The organism is Colwellia sp. 12G3, from assembly GCF_002836775.1.
Taxonomy (GTDB): Bacteria; Pseudomonadota; Gammaproteobacteria; order Enterobacterales; family Alteromonadaceae; genus Colwellia.
The window spans coordinates 1-2,972 of the sequence record NZ_PJAQ01000037.1 but is presented as its reverse complement, the minus strand read 5'-3'; the positions used below and the strand labels follow the sequence as shown (position 1 = coordinate 2,972).

Annotated in this window: 6 protein-coding genes; all 6 read left to right on the top strand. The window is 35.0% G+C overall.

The genetic code is table 11. The features are described 5' to 3' along the window. The coding region (locus CXF71_RS10065) for a hypothetical protein (RefSeq protein WP_232771439.1) at window positions 1-352 on the top strand (352 nt) is incomplete at its 5' end. Between the two features lie 28 nt (window positions 353-380). Continuing rightward, a complete protein-coding gene (locus tag CXF71_RS10060) occupies window positions 381-905 on the top strand; it encodes a hypothetical protein (protein WP_101232830.1) in 525 nt (174 codons plus the stop codon). A 113-nt stretch (window positions 906-1,018) separates the two neighbouring features. Then, window positions 1,019-1,600, top strand: a complete 582-nt coding sequence (locus CXF71_RS10055) for a hypothetical protein (protein WP_101232829.1) — start codon at window positions 1,019-1,021, stop codon at window positions 1,598-1,600. A gap of 122 nt (window positions 1,601-1,722) precedes the next feature. Then, the gene (locus tag CXF71_RS10050; protein ID WP_101232828.1) at window positions 1,723-2,103 is read left to right on the top strand and encodes a hypothetical protein; all 381 of its coding nucleotides are present in this window, start codon (window positions 1,723-1,725) and stop codon (window positions 2,101-2,103) included. Window positions 2,104-2,221: 118 nt separating this feature from the next. Then, window positions 2,222-2,593: a hypothetical protein gene (locus tag CXF71_RS10045; protein ID WP_157826733.1), complete on the top strand. Its 372-nt coding sequence runs from the start codon at window positions 2,222-2,224 to the stop codon at window positions 2,591-2,593. Window positions 2,594-2,732: 139 nt separating this feature from the next. Then, complete coding sequence (locus CXF71_RS10040) at window positions 2,733-2,942, top strand: hypothetical protein (protein WP_101232826.1); 210 nt, start codon at window positions 2,733-2,735, stop codon at window positions 2,940-2,942. Window positions 2,943-2,972 lie beyond the last annotated feature (30 nt).

Here is a 2,972-nt window from a genome sequence, read left to right as displayed (position 1 = left end):
GTGTTTCAGGAGTATGGTATTTTCAATGGATAATGATGACGTAAAAATGGTAGAAGCTAAAATAGAGTTAGAACGTATTTCTGAGCTTCAAAAGTATAAAGAAGAATTTGATAAGCTTGGTTCAAATGATTGGGGACTTAAAGATTTTCTTTCTATTATTGCGCCATTTGGCTTACTTCTACTTGCAAATAGTTTCTTTACAATCGAGAGTGAGTTATTTCAAATAATGTGCGTTATTTTCATTGCCTCGTCTTTTGTTCAAGGCATGGTTACCGCTGAAAGTAAAAAGACAAATCGCAGAATAGACTTACTACTTAAAATCATCAAACAAGATCAGAGTAAAAACACATAACAAGCGTTTCAATCAGGACAAATAACAGTTGGTTTTTGCTCCTGCGTCGCTTATTTTAACCAACTATTATTTGCCCATTAAACGGGCGTTAGCCATTTTAAATTCTATGACGATTGATTATACAAAATATACCTTAGATGAGTTGATAGATGTAGAGGCCCATATTGATAAAAACTTTTACCCTGAGAGGTATAAAGAGGTTCAACTATTGATTAAGGCACTTGAGTCTCAAAGTACTCCTATTGAAGACGAAAATAATATCTTAGAGAGCGCTTCCCTAGTACTACAACCACTTGAACCATGGTTATCTATCCTTGCTTTTCTCTCATTTATATTTATTGTTGCAGCCCTCCAAGCAGGTTTAGAATTTATAACCGTTAAACATGTCATAATCGTGATGTGGCTGTGGGGTATAAGTGTTATTAGTAGAGTATTCTCGAAGAAGCATTTTAATCGCAATATATCTAAATCGTTATTAGCAACTATTATTATATCTTTTTGGTTTCTTATTTTATTTATCGCGACAATAAATTTGTTGTTAAACAATGGCTAACAAGAACATTAAACGGAAAAATTACAGTTGGCTGTTTTTCGTTCCTCAAACATTTTAGCCAATTATAATTTTCCGCTTATGTAAGCGTTATAAAGCATGGAGGCATCGGAGTTTTGGAAACACATTTTGTATTTACTTCTTCTAAAGGACTAATTGAATCCGCAGAATACCTTTTGGCACATACAGAAGATAACGATGCGCTTTTTAATTCTAATAAATACTCATTTATATTGGTTGCGGCGGCTTCATTAGAAAGCTTATTAAACGAAGGTATTATTTCGTGGGCATTTCAACTGTTTCCTAAAGGTGATCATAAACGACATGCTACAGCCTTCCTCTCAATGAATTTAGGAAAAAAATTAGATGCATTAGGATTTTTGTTATCTTCCGGTAAATTCATTACTGATAATGAAAGCAATGTGTATCAAACATTGATTAGCCTCATAAAGCTTCGGAACGAGGTTGCTCACAGCAAGGACTTTTATAAAGAGGCTGATATAGAGTATGGTGAAATTGATGAAGAAGGTGGTCGAAGCTTTCAGTTACCTTATGATATTTCTAAGTTAATGGATAACCACCCCTTGAGTCTCGAACAGAATAAATGTCAGTATATAGTAGAGTCCCTAAAACATTTAGAGGCTGTTTTAAGAGAAGAAATTGAGCATTCAAAAACAGAGTTGTTCAAAGCTTTATAACAAGGCATTCAAACGGAAAATTTACAGTTGGCTGTTTTTCGTTCCTCAAACATTTTAGCCAACTATAATTTTCCGCTTAATGCGGCGTTAGGTGCAAAGACAACTCATGCATTCGAGGCAACATGGATACATATAATCCCAATAAAACAGTAGAACCCGAAAACTGGTTAGCCCTTGATGAAGCTACAAGAATTGAATTAGTTCATGATTTCCATATAGGTTTAGATCACGAATTAACCGAGGATGCTTTAAGTGTACATTCATCAATCCATGTAATAGTTGAGAATCAATTAGCTATGAAGGTTGAATTAATACCAGAAACTATCGCAAAACTCATGAGACAAGGCTTGAATAGGCATGAAACAATTCATGCTATTGGAGCAATTATATCAGCAGATATTTTCGATGTTATGAATGGTGTTGTAGAAGAGTTTTCACCAAAAAAGTACAGGCGAAAACTTGAAAAAATCACAGCCAAAAGATGGCTAAAAGGGCAGTATTAAAATTTGCACCTAACAAGAAATTCAACAGGACTAAAAACAGTGGGCTGTCCGCTTCGCTCCCATTTTAGCCCACAATTTTTTGCCTGTTAATTGGGCGTTAGAGGTTTCTCGGGTGAAGGTGTTTGTTTTAACAATTCTACTCATAATTAGTTTTTCATCTCATGCGGCTAAAGAAACTTCGCAGCTATGTGAGATACCAGAGTATTATAAAAGGTATTTTGAGCTTAAAGATTTATATTTATTTTCAGATGAAAACTTTAGTGCAAAAAACACATCAGAAGCAAAGCACCGTATCGCTCAAAAGAAGTCTGAGATTCCTGAAAATGATTTAAATATTGTAAAAGGTAATAAATTACAAACCGACTTACTTCGCAAGCAAGAGCTTTTCAATAAAGCTAATGGCGTGTCATACGAATTGGAAGTAAATTACTTAGAGGCAAAGGTTAAATATTGCCAGTTTATCCTAAGCACTAGGCTAGTTGATTGGTAAAAACCTCTAACAAGCGCATTAAGACGGGACTGCTAACAGTTTGCTCGGTTCCGCTTCGCTTCACATTTTAGCAAACTATTATCAGCCCCTTATGCGGGCGTTATATGACTAATGAAGTCACATTCACAAGGAGAGTAATATGGATATTAATGTAGCAATGGTTCCTTATATTTTAATTTTAACAGCAGCTTTACCTGCTTTATTCGCTATTCGATTAGCAAAGAAGCAAGAACGCTCTATGTTAACAAGTGGTGTAGTAACATTCGCACTTGGTTTTACATGGATCGGGGGGTGGATTTATTTAGGAATAATGAACTTTAAACAGCCTGTTCAGGTTGTTGATAAATAGTCATATAACAAGTTGCTCAAACGGACACTG